Consider the following 15,043-nt stretch of genomic DNA (forward strand, 5'->3'; position numbering starts at 1 on the left):
CTGATGGGTCTGTGGGCTGGCCATTCGGGCCGGGTTCCATGGGGGCGCCGGTCCGTTCACCGGCTCGTGATTGAGGAGAATTATCCATTCTCCGGTTGACCGGTGGTCTTGCCTCAATCTTCCTCTATATATAGGGCAGCATGTAGACATTCAAAGCGCGGGCTTGATCCGCGCTTCTTCGAACCGAGGCATTTATGGCCGATTTTCTCGATCTTCCGACCCTTTTCTTCCTGGTTCTCGCTGTCGTGATCCTGTGGCGCCTGCGTTCGGTGCTGGGCACCCGCACCGGCAATGAGCGCGAGCCCTATAATCCTTACGAACGCAAGGAACGGCGTGAAAACCGGGAGCAGGGCACCGAAAACGTCATCAATATGCCGCGCCGCGAAGGCGGGGTGGAACCGCCCCAGCATGATGCCGAAACCCGCGCCCTCAAGCTGGAGAGCGAGCTTGAGCGTTATGCGCCCGCGGATGAGGAGATCCGCAACACCCTCAAGGCGATGGCCGAGGCCGACCCCACCTTCACTCCCAAGAGTTTCCTCGATGGGGCCGTCAAGGCCTACGAGATGATCGTCTCCGCCTTTGCCGAGGGTGACCGCAAATTCCTCAAGACCCTGCTCGACAAGGACGTGTTCGACAGCTTCGAAGGCGAGATCACGGCCCGCGAATCCCGCGGCGAGAAGATCGATTTCACCTTTGTCGGCTTCAACGACGTCAAGCTGGTGGGTGCCGAGCTCGACAAGCGCTCCGCTCAGGTCACCGTCGAATTCCACGCCCAGGTCGTGTCCGCCACCCGCAATCCGGATGGCGAGCTGATCGATGGCGATGAGGAAGCGGTGGTCACCATTGCCGACGAATGGACCTTCGCCCGCTCGGTGCGCTCGCGCGATCCGAACTGGAAGCTCGTCGCCACAAATCAGCTGAGCTGAGCGCGAGGGAGGTTTTTGTGCCCCGGCGCCGCGCCCCGGTAAGCGACTGGCACTTGTGGCAGGACGTCACAAAGTCGGTCGAGCCCCTGCGCCGGCGTCCGGCAAGGCCAGGCCGCCGCGTGGCGACTGGGCCCGAGGCCGAGGCGCAACCGGATACCGCCCGGACGGCCGCCATCGAGCCGGCGGCCCCGCCGCCCCTGCCGCGAAAGCGCGTCACCGTGCGGCCCGACCCCGATACCCCGCCACCGGGCCATCGTTTCGTCGCCCAGCCGCTGCCTGCCACCATCGACACGCGCACCCAGCGCCGGATCGGGCGCGGCCGCGATCCCATCGATTCGACCCTTGATCTGCATGGCATGCGCCAGCACGAGGCGCATCCCGTGCTGATCCGCTTTATCAAGGCGGCCGTGGCGCGCGGCGACCGCACCGTCCTGATCATCACCGGTAAGGGGGTGAAGCGCACCGGCTTCGCCCAGTTCGAGCAAATCGGCATTCTGCGTCATCTGGTTCCGGCCTGGCTGGCCGATCCCGGGCTCAAACCCTTTGTCGCCGGCATCGGCACCTCGGCCCAGTCCCATGGCGGCACCGGTGCCATCTATGTGCGGCTCAAAAGGGCAGGGCGCCGATGACCCCGCTTGGCCAGAAACTGCGGCAGATGCGTGCCGAGCGCGGCATCAGGCTCAAGGACATGGCCGAGGCGCTCGACGTCTCGAGCGCCTATCTGTCTGCGCTTGAACACGGGCACCGGGGCAAGCCCACATGGTTCCTGCTGCAGCGCATCATCGCCTATTTCAACGTCATCTGGGACGAGGCCGAAGAGCTCCAGCGCCTGGCCGACATCTCCGACCCCAAGGTTACTGTGCCCACCGCCGGCCTGCCGCCCAAGGCGACCGAGCTCGCCAACCGCCTTGCCGCCAACATCGATTCGCTTTCCGAAGAAGACCTGGCCTATTTGACCGAGGAAGTCGTTCACCGCGCCGCCCGCCGGCGGGCGGGACGGTCTTAGCCTGGGCACTCGTACCCGCCCCGCTCAACAAGAAAGGGCGCCGTTCGAGCATCGTGCGAAAAAGTGGGTACCGGTTTTTCTCAAGAACGATGCGACGACCAAAACCTCAGCGCCCTTTCGTCTTCGATCCTGACGATCCTTAAAGGATGAACTTCGACAGATCCGCGTTCTTGGCCAGGCTCGCCACTTGTTCGCGGACATAATCGCCATCGATCTTGATGGTCTGGCCCGATTTGTCGGGCGCATCGAAAGAGATGTCCTCGACGAGCTTTTCCATCACCGTCATCAGCCGCCTTGCGCCGATATTCTCGATCGAGGCGTTGATCTCCACGGCAAGCTGGGCAATCGCATCGATCGCGTCATCGGTGAAATCGAGGGTCAGCCCCTCGGTTTGCATCAGCGCCACATATTGCTTGATCAGGCTCGCATCTGTGTCCGACAGGATCTCGACGAAATCCTGCTTTTCGAGGGCGCGCAGGCTCACCCGGATCGGCAGCCGCCCCTGCAGTTCGGGCAACAAGTCCGAGGGCTTGGCGACATGGAAAGCGCCCGAGGCGATGAACAGGATATGGTCGGTCTTCACCGGCCCGTGCTTGGTGGCGACCGTCGTGCCTTCGATCAGCGGCAACAGATCGCGCTGCACCCCTTCGCGGCTCACCTCGCCGCCACCGCGCCCTTCGCGCACGGTGATCTTGTCGATCTCGTCGAGAAAGACGATGCCGTTATTCTCGACAAGGTCGACGGCGTCCATCACCAGCTTGTCCTGGTCCAAGAGCTTGTCGGCCTCTTCATTGACCAGCAATTCATAGCTGTCCTTGACCCGGACCGTGCGCTTGACGCCCTTCTGTCCGAAGGCCTTGCCCAGCATGTCCGACAGATTGACCATCGACACATTGCCGCCCATGCCCGGAATATCGAACATCGGGTTCGACTGGCCGCCCCCCGAAACCTCGATCTCGATTTCCTTGTCGTCGAGCTCGTTGTCCCGAAGCTTTTTGCGGAAACTGTCGCGGGTCGAAGGCGAGGACGAGGCGCCCACAAGCGCATCGAGCACCCGTTCTTCGGCATTGAGATGGGCCTTGGCCTTCACCTCGCCGCGGCGCTTCTCGCGCAACAGCGATATCCCGGATTCGACAAGGTCGCGGATGATCTGTTCGACATCGCGCCCCACATAGCCGACTTCGGTGAACTTGGTCGCCTCGACCTTGATGAACGGCGCCTGCGCCAGCCGCGCCAGCCGGCGCGAGATTTCGGTCTTGCCGACCCCGGTCGGCCCGATCATCAGGATGTTCTTGGGGCTGACTTCCTGCCGCATTTCTTCGGAGAGCTGCTGGCGCCGCCAGCGGTTTCTCAGCGCAATCGCCACCGCGCGCTTGGCGTCCTTCTGGCCGACGATATAGCGGTCAAGTTCGGAAACGATCTCGCGGGGGGAAAAGCTCACATCACTCATTATCTTCATCCTTGGGTGCCTCATCGAAAAAGCGCACCATTGCGTATTCATCGATATACCGGCCGCCGACCCTGAGGGCGCGCGGCTCTGTCGCGTAAGTCTGAAAGCCCATGCGTTCATAGAACCGCCGGGCTGTGTCATTATGGACCGCCACCACGAGGTGCATCTGCGTCACCCCGACTTCAAGCGCATGGGCAATCACGGTTTCGACAAGCCGTGCCGCGAGCCCGGTTCCCCGTGCCTCCGGCGCGACATACATCGAGATCAGCCGCCCCCGATGCTCCATCTTGGCGCCCGGATCGCGGATCATCGCCACCATGCCGGCGGGCGTTTCACCATCCAGACCCATCTCGAAAGCCATGAACACCGGACGCGCGGTCAGCCAGTCCTCGAAATAGGACAGCGGCTCCTTGAGCGTATCCTCATGGCTTGCGCCGAACGCCTCCGGCGCTTCCTTGAGCGCGCGCAGCCGCATGTCGCGAAACACCGCCGCGTCACCCCGGCCAAGCAGACGGATGGCGTGATCCGATGCGCTGGGTTGCTTCACGAGGCCGCCTCTTTGTCGAGATGCAGGACCATCAAATGCTCGTCCACATAGCGTCCCCCGGCGAAAAGCCCGCGCGGCTCAAGCCCGTAGACCTCGAACCCGAGGCTTTCATAAAGCGATCTGACCGCATGATTATACTCGCCAACGCCCAGATGCAGTTGCAGGATGCCCCGCTTCCGGCTGTCCTCGATGGTGTGGGCCAGCAGCGAGCGCCCCGCCCCCTGCCCGCGCAGCGACCCATCGAGATAGACCGCAGTCAGCCAGGCTTTGTGCCGCGTCGCCGCGCTTTGATAGCGATCGATCTGGGCCATGCCGGCAAGCGTCTCGCCGTCGAAAAGCCCGTAAATGCACTCGCTCTCCGCCCGGGTCTGCCATTCCGTTGCCGAAAGTCTTTCGGCATCGTCCAAGGCCTCGGCAAATGCCTCGGGGGCATCCGCCAGCGCTTTGAGGCGAAGGGCCCTGAGCGCCGCGCCGTCGGCGCGGGTCAATCGGCGGATCGCAAAGTTCATCAGGCCGTCTCGATGGTTTCAACCACCACCTGATTATTGGTGTAAACGCAGATATCCGCCGCGATCGCCATCGAGCGCCGGGCGATTTCCTCCGCGTCATAATCGGTGTCCATCAGCGCGCGGGCTGCCGCCAGCGCATAATTGCCGCCGGACCCGATGCCGATCACGCCGTGGTCCGGGGAGAGCACGTCACCCGTCCCGGTCAGCACCAGGCTGTCTGTTGCATTGGCGACGATCATCATCGCCTCGAGCCGGCGCAGATAGCGATCGGTCCGCCAGTCCTTGGCCAGCTCCACACAGGCCCGCATCAACTGATCCGGATATTGCTCGAGCTTGGCCTCGAGCCGCTCGAACAGGGTGAAGGCATCCGCTGTCGCGCCGGCGAAGCCGCCGACAACGCGGCCATCGCCGAGCCGGCGGACTTTCTTGGCGTTGTGCTTGATCACGGTCTGGCCCAGCGAAACCTGGCCATCGCCCGCCACCACGACCTTGTTGCCTTTTCGCACGGTGACGATGGTGGTGCCGTGCCAGCCGGTGGGATCGTTGCTGTGTTCACTCATAAACTCATGCTCCCAAACGAAGCCCCTTATGTAGGCCGATGCATTGTGATTGCAAACCATCGCCCTCAATCGGCGGCAGAGCCGTGTTTTTGCGGGCGTAACTCAAGCCCCGCGCGTGACAGCGCCCCTCCTGCCCGGTATTGAACCGGCGGGACAATCAAGCCTTCGCCCACCTGTTGGGCAGCACAGCGCCACACCGGCGGCGAAGCGCAATCGATGTGGGGATCGAGAAATGAGCGCTGCGGACACGAGCTGGATATTGACGGCAACCGCCCTTGTGTTGCTGATGACCCTGCCCGGGCTCGGCCTTTTCTATGCTGGCCTCGTGCAGGCCAAGAACGTGCTGTCGGTGCTCATGCACTGCATCGCCATCGCCTGTTTGATGTCGCTTGTCTGGGTCGGGGGCGGCTACACCCTGGCGTTGACCGCCGGCAATGACTGGATCGGCGGGTTTTCCCGGATATTCCTTTTGGGGCTCGACCGCGATTCCGTGGCGAGCGGCCTGCCCGAGGCGCTGGTGGTCAGCTTCCAGATGACCTTCGCCATTATCACGCCGGCGCTGATGGTCGGTGCCTTTGTCGAGCGCATCCGCTTTGGCGCGGTCATGCTGATCTGTGCCCTGTGGTTGATCCTTGTTTATGTCCCTGTCGTCCATTGGGTCTGGGGCGGCGGCTGGCTGGCGAAAATGGGTGTGATCGATTTCGCCGGCGGCATCGTCGTTCATGTCACCGCCGGTGTTTCTGCGCTGGTGATTGCCGTCATGCTGGGCGCGCGTTCAGGCTTTCCCGAAAAGGTTCTGCCCCCGCACGCGCCCTGGATGGTCATGGTTGGCGCTTCGCTTCTCTGGGTCGGCTGGTTTGGTTTCAATGCCGGCTCGGCCCTCGCTGCCAATGGCAATGCGGCCATGGCCATGCTCGTCACCCACATTTCGGCGTCGACTGCCTCCATCGTCTGGCTGGTGATCGAAAAGCTCAAATTCGGCAAGCCGAGTCTTGTCGGCTTTGTCACCGGCACCATTGCCGGGCTCGCCACCATCACGCCCGCCTCGGGCACGGTCGGGCCGCTTGGCGGTTTCGCGCTCGGGCTATTGGGCGGTGTCGTGTGCTATTTCGCGGTCGATCTCATCAAGAACCGCTGGAAAATCGATGATTCCCTCGATGTGCTGGCCGTTCACGGTGTTGGCGGCGCCACCGGCACGCTGGCATTGGTGCTGTTCGCCGCGCCCGCCATCGGCGGCACCGGCTTTGCCGAGGGCCAGACGCTTCTTGGTCAGTTCGGGGTGCAGATCCTCGGGGTCGGGGTCACCGCCCTGTGGTCGATCATCGCCACCATTGCCATCGTTCTGGTCACCCGCCGCCTGATCGGCCTGCGCGTCACCCCGGACGAGGAAACCCAGGGCCTCGATTACGCCCATCACGGCGAAACCGCCTACCGGCTCTAAAAGACAGAAAGGACCGGACCGATGAAAATGATCATGGCCGTCATTCAGCCGCACCGGCTCGACGCAGTGCGTGATGCCCTCGAGGCGATCAATGTCCACGGGCTGACCGCGTCCGAGGTCAAGGGCTTCGGCCAGCAGCGCGGGCACAAGGAGATCTACCGGGGCGCCGAGTATCAGATCAATTATGTGCCCAAGGTGAAGCTCGAGATCGTGGTTGCCGACGATATCCTTGACGATGCCGTCGACGCCATCCAGCAGGCCGCGCGCCAGGGCCGGGTGGGGGATGGCAAGATCTTCGTCTGGGACGTCGAAACCACCATCCGCATCCGCACCGGCGAATCCGGCGAGGGCGCGGTTTAGGTACCGCCTATCTCCTTCGGGCAGCCCCGGACTTGATCCGGGGTCTGTTCGAACCGGGAATAACACTGAGTTTCTGGATGTGCTTCGCCACACTCTCTGCCGTCGTTCCGGCGAAAGCCGGGGTGACGGGAGAGGACGTGGCTGGGCCAACACACAATCGCCAGCCTCACCCTGAGGTGCGAGCAGACGGCTGAGCCCCAAAAAGTTGGAGACTTTTCGGTCAAGGCGAAGCGCGAAAAAACAAGCCTCGAAGGGCGAGGGTATCTTGCACCCGCGTCACCACCCGGTTTATCCGGGTAATCCATTTGTTCGGTCTGGCGCCGTCACTTCATCTGGCACGGCCTTCACCCTCCCCTTGACGGGGAGGGCCGGGGTGGGGTGATCCGAAAACCGATCGGTCCGAAACCCCGCTCACCGCGTGTGCGCCTTCAATTGCGCCACCAGCGCCCCGATCGTATTGACGCTCCAATGCTCGGCATAGCGCCCATCCCGCACGATGACGATATCGATCACCTCGATCCGGACTGGCTCCCCGGTCGGTGCTGCACCCATCAGCGGCCCGGTCAACCGGCCCGTCAGCGATTTGCGGGTCACAACCTTCTCGCCTTCGCCAACCATATCGTGGATGTCCACGCAAAGGTCCGGAATGGCCGGGCGCAATATGGTCTCGAAAGTCGTCCATAGGCCTTCGGGCCCGCGCTCGGCGCCGGGCAGTGCGGTGTGATTGACGAAATCCGGCGCCACCAACGCCTCGAACGCTGCCCGGTCGCCCTTCTCGATCACTTCGCGGTTGAACCGCGTGACGACGGCCTTGTTCTCGTTGATGGTCATAGCGCCAATCCCCGTGTTGCTTTTGGCAGGCTTCTAGCCTGTACTTTGGAGGAGGTCGAACGCTGAGGCGTTGGAGACCACCCTCGTGCTGTCCCGGACACCTTCGGCCTCACGCCGGAGGGCAGATCCGGGACCTGTTGACGTTACTTTTGCCAGGCACGGCGACCCCCACCTTCCCCCTTGCCCAAATTGCTGATACTCAAGCGCCGTTTCCGCCCCGCACCGGGGCGCGCGACGGAGAAGTGCTCATGCGCAAGGCAGAGATCGCCCGCAAGACCAACGAAACCGAGATCAGCGTATCCGTCGATCTCGATGGCACCGGCAGCGCCGATATTAAGACTGGTGTCGGTTTTTTCGATCACATGCTCGACCAGTTGGCCCGTCACGGCCTGATGGATCTTGTGATCCGCGCCAAGGGCGATCTGCATATCGACCAGCACCACACCGTCGAGGATACCGGCATCGCCCTCGGCCAGGCTTTCCAGAAGGCCCTGGGCGACAAAAAGGGCATCCGCCGTTACGCAAGCTGCGATCTCGTGATGGACGAAGCCAGGTCTTCGGTCGCCATCGACGTGTCCGGCCGGCCATTCCTTGTCTGGCGGGTCGAGTTCCCGCGCGACAAGATCGGCGATTTCGATACCGAGCTGGTGCGCGAATGGTTCCAGGCTTTTTCGATGAATGCCGGCATCACCTGCCATGTCGAAAATGCCTATGGCGAGAACGCCCACCACATTGCCGAAAGCTGTTTCAAGGCGCTGGCCCGAGCCCTGCGCGATGCGGTCGAGATCGACCCGCGCGTCGGCGACCGCGTACCCTCGACCAAGGGCACGCTTTAAGGCGATGTGAGCGGAGGCGCAGATGCGCATCTATTCGGTTTATGAGGGCAATCCGGGCAAGAAAGATCCGGGCAAGAAAGACAAGTCCGGCAGAAGCGGGGAACTGGCGCCGCTCGATACGCGCGAACTGACCGTTCTCGCCGAGCGCTTTTCCATTCCTGCCGCGCTTTTCACGCCGTTCTGGTGCATCTGGCACGGGCTCTGGCTCGAACTTCTGGCCTATTTCGGCGTCGCGGTCATTTTGGCCTTCATCGCTGCCGGCTTCGGTCAGGATGCGGCGGGCGGCATCGGGCTCGTCGTCGCCATCCTTATCGGTTTCGAGGCCGCCGCTATTCGCGGCAAGGCGCTTGTCCGGCGCGGCTACACCCACGCCACCGATCTGCGCGCACCCTCCGCCCGTGAGGCCGAACTGGTCTATGTCGCCGAAGCGCTCGAACAGGGACAGGCATAATGGCTGAAACCGTCGCCATCATCGACTACGGCTCGGGCAATCTGCATTCGGCCCATTCCGCCTTTGTCAAATCCGCCGAGCGGCTCGACCATTCACCTCGGATCGTCGTCACCGACGATCCGGAGATTGTGCGCCGGGCCGACCGGCTGGTGCTGCCCGGTGTTGGCGCCTATGGCGATTGCCGCGCGGGCCTGTTCGCCGTTCCCGGTCTCGTCGAGGCGCTGACCGAAAATGCGCGGCAAAAGGCCAATCCTTTTCTCGGCATCTGCGTGGGCATGCAATTGCTCGCCACCAAAGGCATCGAGAAAGGCACGCATCAGGGTCTGGGATGGATTCCGGGCACGGTCGTGCCGCTGACCCCGGCCGATCCCGCACTCAAGATCCCGCATATGGGGTGGAACGAGGTAGCCGTAAACGAAAAGGCCCGCATTTACGGCCCCTTTTCGGACGGCGCGGGCACAGTTTTGGCTGGCCACGCCTATTTCGTGCACTCCTATCATTTCGTCGCCGACAACCCGGCCCATGTCATCGCCACGACCGACTATGGCGGGCCGGTGACCGCCGCGGTGCTCGACGGCAATATCGCCGGCACCCAGTTCCACCCCGAAAAAAGCCAGCACTACGGCCTTGATCTGATTGAGAATTTCCTGAAGTGGACACCTTGACCCGATGATCCTGTTTCCCGCCATCGATCTCAAAAACGGCGAATGCGTCCGCCTCAAAAAGGGCGATATGAACGAGGCCACGGTTTACAACACCGACCCGCTGGCCCAGGCGAAAGCCTTTGCGGATCAAGGCTTTGAGTATCTGCACATGGTCGATCTCGATGGCGCTTTCGCCGGCGAGAGCGTCAATGGCAAGGCGGTTGAGGCGGTCCTTGGCGAACTCGATATCCCGGTTCAGCTCGGCGGTGGCATCCGCACGATGGCCCAGATCGAGGCATGGCTCGAAAAGGGCCTTTCGCGGGTGATTCTGGGCACGATTGCCTTGCGCGATCCCGATCTCGTCATCGCCGCCTGCAAGGCCCATCCCGGCCATATCGCGGTCGGTATCGATGCCCGCGGCGGCAAGGTCGCCGTCGAGGGCTGGGCGGAGACCGCCGAACTTGAAGCCGTTGAAATGGCAAAGCAATTCGAAGGCGCCGGGGTGGCTGCCATCATCTATACCGATATCGATCGCGATGGTGTGCTCACCGGCATCAACTGGGCCGCGACCCTCGAGCTGGCCCGCGCCGTCTCGATCCCCGTCATCGCTTCGGGGGGACTTGCCTCCATGACCGATATCGAGACCCTCGCCGGTCCCGACATGGCGATCCTTGAAGGTGCGATCACCGGCCGCGCGCTCTATGATGGCCGCATCGATCCCGCCAAGGCGCTGGAATTGTTGAGGAACGCGGCATGACCCTCAAGAACCGCATCATTCCCTGTCTCGATGTGGAGGACGGTCGCACGCGTCGCCCGCAGCGCGTCCTGCGCGAGGACGCGCAAGCCGGGAACACGACGCGGGAAGGGAAAAGTCGATGACCCTCAAGAACCGCATCATTCCCTGTCTCGATGTGAAGGACGGCCGCGTCGTCAAGGGCGTGCAATTCGTCGACCTGATCGATGCCGGCGATCCGGTCGAGGCCGCCATCGCCTATGATGCTGCGGGGGCGGACGAACTCTGCTTTCTCGATATCACCGCCAGCCATGAAGACCGCGCAACCCTGTTCGATCTGGTCGCCCGCACTGCCGAACATTGCTTCATGCCGTTGACGGTCGGGGGCGGCGTGCGCGCGGTCGAGGATATCCGCAAATTGCTTTTGTCAGGCGCCGACAAGGTCTCGATCAACACCGCCGCGGTGCGCGACCGTGATTTCGTCAACCGGGCCGCCGACAAGTTCGGCAATCAGTGCATCACCGTCTCGATCGACGCCAAGCGCGTCTCCGCCGAAGGCGAGCCTCCGCGCTGGGAGATCTTCACCCATGGCGGGCGCAATGAAACCGGCATCGATGCGGTGGAATTCGCCGTTGAGATGGCCGAACGCGGGGCAGGGGAGCTCTTGGTGACCTCGATGGACCGCGACGGCACCCAATCGGGTTTTGATCTCGGGCTGACCCGCACCATCGCCGATGCGGTGCCTGTGCCTGTGGTCGCCTCGGGCGGCGTCGGCAGCCTCGACGATCTGGCTGAGGGCGTCCTCAAGGGCCATGCCAGCGCCGTGCTGGCGGCCTCGATCTTCCATTTTGGCCGTTTTTCCATTGCCGAGGCCAAGGCCCATCTGGCAAAAGCGGGCATTCCCATGCGGCTCGACACCGCCTGAGCCGCGCGGCCCTGCCCCTGAGTTTTTCCGGAGGGGCCTTTCCTGGAGGGGACCATGACATTCACGCTCGACGACCTCGAAAAGGTCATCGCCAATCGCGCCACCGCCTCGCCGGCGGAGAGCTACACCGCTAGGCTGATGGCCGAGGGCGTCGCCAAATGCGCGCAAAAGCTCGGCGAAGAAGCGGTCGAGGCAGCCATTGCCGCGGTCAAACCCGACCGCGAGGAACTGATCCGCGAGACCGCTGACCTGCTCTATCATCTGCTCGTCACCCTGCGTGCCAGCGGGGTCGACCTCAGCGAGGTCTATGAGGAGCTTGGCGCACGCCAGCACCGCCAGGGCCTTGCCGAAGCCGGCATCGAACGCGAGGCCGATGCGTGAAGACGGCGCGGGGGCCGGCCGAATGATCGAATCCATCTTCGGGGCGGAGCTCTCGCCCTATCACGAGTTTTCCGCTGCCGAATGGGCACGCCTGCGCGCCGACGAGCCGATGACGCTCGAGCCGGAGGATATCAAGCGCCTGCGTTCGCTCAACGACCCGATCTCGATGGCCGAGGCCGAGCAGATCTATCTGCCGCTTACCCGCCTGCTCTCGCTCTATGTCGAGGCCATCCACGGGCTGCACCATGTCTCCTCGGCCTTTTTGCAGCACAATGGCGAACGGACTCCGTTCATCATCGGGGTCGCCGGCTCGGTCGCGGTCGGCAAATCGACTACCGCCCGCATCCTGCGCGCGCTTTTGCGGCGCTGGCCCGCCTCGCCCAAGGTCGATCTGGTCACCACCGACGGGTTCCTTCTGCCCAATTCAGAGCTCGAAAAACGCGGGCTCATGGAGCGCAAGGGCTTCCCCGAAAGCTATGATCGGCTGGCTTTTCTGCGATTCCTCGCAGCGATCAAGTCCGGCAAGCCCAATGTCGAGGCGCCGCTCTATTCGCACCTCACCTATGACGTGCTGGGTGAAACGGTCACCGTCGACCGGCCTGACATCCTGATCGTTGAAGGGCTCAATATCCTGCAACCCGGCGATTTGCCCAAAACCGGCAAGCCGGTGGTGTTCGCGTCCGATTTTCTGGATTTCTCGGTCTATATCGATGCGCCGGAGCCGCTATTGCGCCAGTGGTATGTCGAACGCTTCCTGTCCTTGCGCGACACTGCCTTCAAGGACCCGAATTCATTCTTCCATCGCTTTTCCAAGCTGACCGAGACCGAGGCGCGCGAACTTGCCGCCGAGATCTGGACCTCGATCAACCTGCCCAACCTGACGGAAAACATCGTGCCCACCCGCGGCCGGGCCGATCTCATTCTGACCAAGAGCCATGACCACGCCATCGATCGGGTGGCCCTGCGACGGCTGTAGTTGTGAGATCGTCCTGAGGTTTCAAATTCGATGGCGGGTTTGCCGGGTGTCAGGCCTGACCCCCACCACCTCGTCACCCTCGGACTTGATCCGAGGGTCCATGAGGCCGCGCTGCTCGATTAGCACTTGCGATTGATGAGGGACCGGTTCTTGAGCGTCACTTCATCATGGATTCTCGGGTCAAGCCCGAGAATGACGCAGTGTTGTTCCACCGGATGGTCAATCTACCCGCCGCTTCTCGATCGCGTCCCAGATCAATGGCGAGATATCCGGCCCGCCAAGATCGGTGATGTTGCGGATGCCGGTCGGGGAGGTGACGTTGATCTCGGTCAGATAGTCCCCGATCACGTCGATCCCGACAAAGATCAGATCCCGCTCGACAAGCGCCGGCCTGATCGTTTCGCAGATCTCGCGGTCGCGTGCGGTCAGTTCGACCAGTTCGCCGCGTCCGCCCACATGCAGGTTCGAACGCGCTTCACCCGATGCCGGAATGCGGTTGAGCGCGGCCACCGGCTCGCCATCGACGATGATGATGCGCCGGTCGCCCTTGCGCACAGCCGGTAGATAGCCCTGCACGATATAGGGTTCACGCCAGGTTGCCTCGAAGATTTCGAGCAGCGCGTTGAGGTTCGAATCCTCTTCGCGCAGATGAAACACCCCCGCGCCACCATTGCCGTAAAGCGGCTTGATGATCACATCGCCATGCTCCTCGCGAAAGGCGCGCACCGCGGCCCGGTCCCGGGTGACGAGTGTCGGCGGCATGAGTTCGGGGAACTCCATGACGAGAATCTTCTCCGGCGCATTGCGCACATGGCCGGGATGATTGACCACCAGGGTCTCGGGATGGATCACCTCGAGCATATGGGTCGTGGTGATATAGGCCATGTCGAAGGGCGGGTCTTGGCGGAGCAGAACGACGTCGAACTCGCGCAAATCCGTGCGCGCCGCATCACCCATCTCGTACCAGCGCTTGTCGTCGTCATTGACCGTGATCGGCGAGACGGAAGCGGAAACGGTGCGCCCGGTCTGCGCCAGCGTGTCGGGCGTGTAGTAGAACAGCGCATGCCCGCGCGTTTGCGCCTCGCGCATCAGCGCCACGGTCGAATCGCCTTCCGCATGAAGGCCCGCTGCCGGGTCGGCCTGCACTGCCACCTTGAGGGGTTTTCTCGTCAAAGCCATGACCCGGTTGTCCTTTCGCTCGTCTCGAATGCGTGTCTCACATGGCGCGGCCAGCGCGCGGACGCAAGTAGGATCACGTCAAATCGCATATCACGCCCCTGATGGTTGGGGTGCCGGCCCACCCAATACCGGGCCGCCTCGACGATCCGGTGCTGGTTGACCGCCATCAGCGCGGTTTCGGCGTTCCGCAAGCGGGCCTTTACTTCCACAAACACCAGTGTCCCGCGATGCAGCGCAATCAGATCGATCTCCCCGCGCGGGGTCCGCACGCGCCTGTCGAGGATCCGCCAGCCGCGCAGCCGCAGCCAAAGCGCGATGGCGGTTTCGGCGCGGCGCCCGAACTGCTCGGCGCGCTTGCGGTCAGCCACCGCGCTTGCCTTTCTTCAGTTCAAGCCCGGCTTGATAGACGTCGCGCCTGGGCAGCGAAAACGCCTCGGCAATCTCGGCTGCCGCCTGTTTGAGCGGCACATCGTTGAGCCGCACCGTGAGCGCATCGCGCCATTCGTCCGGGTTCGCTACCCTTTCCTCGGCGCCCGAAACCAGAATGACGATCTCTCCGCGCACGGTCTGGTCCGCGAAACCCTCGGCGAGAGCGCCGAGCGTGCCGGTGTGAAAGGTCTCATGCGCCTTGGTCAGTTCACGCGCCACCACCGCCTGCCGGTCGCTGCCGAACACGCCCGCCATGGCGCCAAGGGTCTTGGTGACCCGGCGCGGGGATTCGAAAAACACCAGCGTTTCGCCACGCTCGGCGAGATCGCGCAACGCGGTCTCGCGAGCACCTGCCTTGGATGGCAAAAACCCGATAAAGGTGAAGGCGTCTGTCGGGAGACCCGCCCCGGACAGGGCCGTGACGACGGAAGACGCGCCCGGAATGGGGATGACCGGCAGTCCCTGGTCGCGCAACAGGCGCACCAGCACGAAACCGGGATCGGAAATCAGCGGGGTGCCGGCATCCGAGATCAGTGCCACCGCCTCTCCGCCGGCAATCCGCTCCGCCATCGTTTCGGCCTGCTGGCGTTCATTGTGTTCATGCAGCGCGCGTCTTGGTGTCGAGATGCCGAAATGCGTCAGCAACACACCGGAGGTGCGCGTGTCCTCGCAAAGAATGAGATCTGCCCCCGCCAGGGTCCTGAGCGCGCGCAGGGTCATGTCGCCGAGATTGCCGATCGGCGTGGCCACGGGATAGAGCCCTTGAGGCAGCCGGGGCGCTTCGAAGGCAGACCCCTCGATCACATAACGCCGCCCGGCTTCGGGGGATTTTCCGCTCTCTGTCACGCTGCGATCCACC

21 protein-coding genes are annotated in these 15,043 nt (G+C 63.1%); 13 read left to right on the plus strand and 8 right to left on the minus strand.

Features of this window, described 5'->3' with window-relative positions:
- Positions 1-194 precede the first annotated feature (194 nt).
- From G489_RS0107235 to G489_RS0107245, 3 genes are read left to right on the plus strand one after another with little or no spacing between them, the layout of a single operon-like run.
- Positions 195-926, plus strand: a complete 732-nt coding sequence (locus G489_RS0107235; RefSeq protein WP_029040980.1) for a Tim44/TimA family putative adaptor protein — start codon at positions 195-197, stop codon at positions 924-926.
- 17 nt (positions 927-943) lie between these two features.
- On the plus strand, positions 944-1,555 hold the full coding sequence (locus G489_RS0107240; RefSeq protein WP_035871943.1) for a Smr/MutS family protein: 612 nt from the start codon (positions 944-946) through the stop codon (positions 1,553-1,555).
- Complete coding sequence (locus G489_RS0107245) at positions 1,552-1,932, plus strand: helix-turn-helix domain-containing protein (RefSeq protein ID WP_029040981.1); 381 nt, start codon at positions 1,552-1,554, stop codon at positions 1,930-1,932. The genes G489_RS0107240 and G489_RS0107245 overlap by 4 nt, the downstream gene beginning before the upstream one ends.
- 139 nt (positions 1,933-2,071) lie before the next feature.
- Here the strand turns inward: G489_RS0107245 and hslU are convergent, their stop codons facing one another.
- From hslU to hslV, 4 genes are read right to left on the minus strand one after another with little or no spacing between them, the layout of a single operon-like run.
- Positions 2,072-3,382, minus strand: coding sequence for an ATP-dependent protease ATPase subunit HslU (hslU, locus tag G489_RS0107250; RefSeq protein ID WP_029040982.1), 1,311 nt, complete (start codon positions 3,380-3,382; stop codon positions 2,072-2,074).
- Positions 3,375-3,929, minus strand: a complete 555-nt coding sequence (locus tag G489_RS19495) for a GNAT family N-acetyltransferase (RefSeq protein ID WP_051332400.1) — start codon at positions 3,927-3,929, stop codon at positions 3,375-3,377. The genes hslU and G489_RS19495 overlap by 8 nt, the downstream gene beginning before the upstream one ends.
- Complete coding sequence (locus tag G489_RS0107260; protein ID WP_029040983.1) at positions 3,926-4,438, minus strand: GNAT family N-acetyltransferase; 513 nt, start codon at positions 4,436-4,438, stop codon at positions 3,926-3,928. Before G489_RS0107260 ends, G489_RS19495 begins: the two co-directional genes overlap by 4 nt.
- Positions 4,438-4,998: an ATP-dependent protease subunit HslV gene (hslV, locus tag G489_RS0107265; protein WP_029040984.1), complete on the minus strand. Its 561-nt coding sequence runs from the start codon at positions 4,996-4,998 to the stop codon at positions 4,438-4,440. The genes G489_RS0107260 and hslV overlap by 1 nt, the downstream gene beginning before the upstream one ends.
- A 232-nt stretch (positions 4,999-5,230) precedes the next feature.
- Here hslV and G489_RS19500 point away from each other — a divergent pair, with 232 nt between their 5' ends.
- Positions 5,231-6,439 carry an ammonium transporter gene (locus G489_RS19500; RefSeq protein ID WP_035871945.1) on the plus strand — a complete coding sequence of 403 codons (1,209 nt, stop codon included), beginning with the start codon at positions 5,231-5,233 and terminating at the stop codon, positions 6,437-6,439.
- Positions 6,440-6,460: 21 nt separating this feature from the next.
- Complete coding sequence (locus tag G489_RS0107275; RefSeq protein WP_029040985.1) at positions 6,461-6,799, plus strand: P-II family nitrogen regulator; 339 nt, start codon at positions 6,461-6,463, stop codon at positions 6,797-6,799.
- Positions 6,800-7,210: 411 nt separating this feature from the next.
- Here the strand turns inward: G489_RS0107275 and G489_RS0107280 are convergent, their stop codons facing one another.
- Positions 7,211-7,630 carry an ester cyclase gene (locus tag G489_RS0107280; protein ID WP_029040986.1) on the minus strand — a complete coding sequence of 140 codons (420 nt, stop codon included), beginning with the start codon at positions 7,628-7,630 and terminating at the stop codon, positions 7,211-7,213.
- A 248-nt stretch (positions 7,631-7,878) separates the two neighbouring features.
- On the opposite strand from G489_RS0107280, the gene hisB reads away from it, so the two are divergent.
- From hisB to coaA, 8 genes are read left to right on the plus strand one after another with little or no spacing between them, the layout of a single operon-like run.
- Positions 7,879-8,466: an imidazoleglycerol-phosphate dehydratase HisB gene (hisB, locus tag G489_RS0107285; protein WP_029040987.1), complete on the plus strand. Its 588-nt coding sequence runs from the start codon at positions 7,879-7,881 to the stop codon at positions 8,464-8,466.
- A gap of 22 nt (positions 8,467-8,488) precedes the next feature.
- The gene (locus tag G489_RS21690) at positions 8,489-8,917 is read left to right on the plus strand and encodes a DUF2628 domain-containing protein (RefSeq protein ID WP_051332401.1); all 429 of its coding nucleotides are present in this window, start codon (positions 8,489-8,491) and stop codon (positions 8,915-8,917) included.
- Positions 8,914-9,582: an imidazole glycerol phosphate synthase subunit HisH gene (gene hisH / locus G489_RS0107295; RefSeq protein ID WP_029040988.1), complete on the plus strand. Its 669-nt coding sequence runs from the start codon at positions 8,914-8,916 to the stop codon at positions 9,580-9,582. Before G489_RS21690 ends, hisH begins: the two co-directional genes overlap by 4 nt.
- Positions 9,583-9,586: 4 nt before the next feature.
- Positions 9,587-10,318, plus strand: coding sequence for a 1-(5-phosphoribosyl)-5-[(5-phosphoribosylamino)methylideneamino]imidazole-4-carboxamide isomerase (gene hisA, locus G489_RS0107300; RefSeq protein WP_029040989.1), 732 nt, complete (start codon positions 9,587-9,589; stop codon positions 10,316-10,318).
- The gene (locus tag G489_RS22835; protein ID WP_281173304.1) at positions 10,315-10,440 is read left to right on the plus strand and encodes a hypothetical protein; all 126 of its coding nucleotides are present in this window, start codon (positions 10,315-10,317) and stop codon (positions 10,438-10,440) included. Before hisA ends, G489_RS22835 begins: the two co-directional genes overlap by 4 nt.
- A complete protein-coding gene (gene hisF, locus G489_RS0107310) occupies positions 10,437-11,219 on the plus strand; it encodes an imidazole glycerol phosphate synthase subunit HisF (protein ID WP_029040990.1) in 783 nt (260 codons plus the stop codon). The genes G489_RS22835 and hisF overlap by 4 nt, the downstream gene beginning before the upstream one ends.
- Positions 11,220-11,273: 54 nt before the next feature.
- Positions 11,274-11,600 (plus strand): phosphoribosyl-ATP diphosphatase, encoded by a 327-nt coding sequence (locus G489_RS0107315; RefSeq protein WP_029040991.1) that lies wholly within the window; start codon positions 11,274-11,276, stop codon positions 11,598-11,600.
- 22 nt (positions 11,601-11,622) lie between these two features.
- The gene (gene coaA, locus G489_RS0107320) at positions 11,623-12,576 is read left to right on the plus strand and encodes a type I pantothenate kinase (RefSeq protein WP_029040992.1); all 954 of its coding nucleotides are present in this window, start codon (positions 11,623-11,625) and stop codon (positions 12,574-12,576) included.
- Between the two features lie 219 nt (positions 12,577-12,795).
- Here coaA and gshB read toward each other — a convergent pair whose 3' ends face one another.
- From gshB to rsmI, 3 genes are read right to left on the minus strand one after another with little or no spacing between them, the layout of a single operon-like run.
- Positions 12,796-13,755 carry a glutathione synthase gene (gene gshB, locus G489_RS0107325; protein ID WP_029040993.1) on the minus strand — a complete coding sequence of 320 codons (960 nt, stop codon included), beginning with the start codon at positions 13,753-13,755 and terminating at the stop codon, positions 12,796-12,798.
- A complete protein-coding gene (locus G489_RS19510; RefSeq protein WP_035871949.1) occupies positions 13,746-14,123 on the minus strand; it encodes a YraN family protein in 378 nt (125 codons plus the stop codon). Before G489_RS19510 ends, gshB begins: the two co-directional genes overlap by 10 nt.
- A complete protein-coding gene (gene rsmI / locus G489_RS0107335; RefSeq protein WP_029040994.1) occupies positions 14,116-15,030 on the minus strand; it encodes a 16S rRNA (cytidine(1402)-2'-O)-methyltransferase in 915 nt (304 codons plus the stop codon). Before rsmI ends, G489_RS19510 begins: the two co-directional genes overlap by 8 nt.
- Positions 15,031-15,043: the final 13 nt, after the last annotated feature.

The organism is Cucumibacter marinus DSM 18995 (genome assembly GCF_000429865.1).
GTDB lineage: Bacteria > Pseudomonadota > Alphaproteobacteria > Rhizobiales > Devosiaceae > Cucumibacter > Cucumibacter marinus.